A 353-nucleotide genomic window follows, 5' to 3' on the forward strand; every position below is an offset into this window, starting at 1 on the left:
GTGCTTTCGAACACAGGCTTGCCGTCAGCATCCAGGTTATCTGTGGTGATGACGCCCACAGTGAACTCGGTGTCACCCGGCTTCACAGTGACCTCAAAGGTGCCGTCAGCATTCACCGGTACCTCGTCGCCGTTGACGGTGACCGTGGTGCCCGTGAAATCGACGTTTTTGTCGGCACTGTCACTGGCCAGAGTCATGGTGACCGTGGTGTCGGAAGTGCTCTCGTTGGTCAGGGTGACGGTGAAGGTCGCCGTGTCCCCTTCAGTCACGGTTGGGCTGGTGATGCTCGCCACGTCCGGGCGGTCATCGCCACCACTTGGCGGTGGGTTAGCACCCGTGCCATCGTCAGCGAT

At 60.6% G+C, this 353-nt stretch carries 1 pseudogene; it reads right to left on the reverse strand.

The window, feature by feature from the left end:
- Positions 1–353 (reverse strand): annotated as a pseudogene (locus RN22_RS24365) (cadherin repeat domain-containing protein); the annotation flags it as partial.

The sequence above is a fragment of the Grimontia sp. AD028 genome (assembly GCF_000973155.1).
Taxonomy (GTDB): domain Bacteria; phylum Pseudomonadota; class Gammaproteobacteria; order Enterobacterales; family Vibrionaceae; genus Enterovibrio; species Enterovibrio indicus.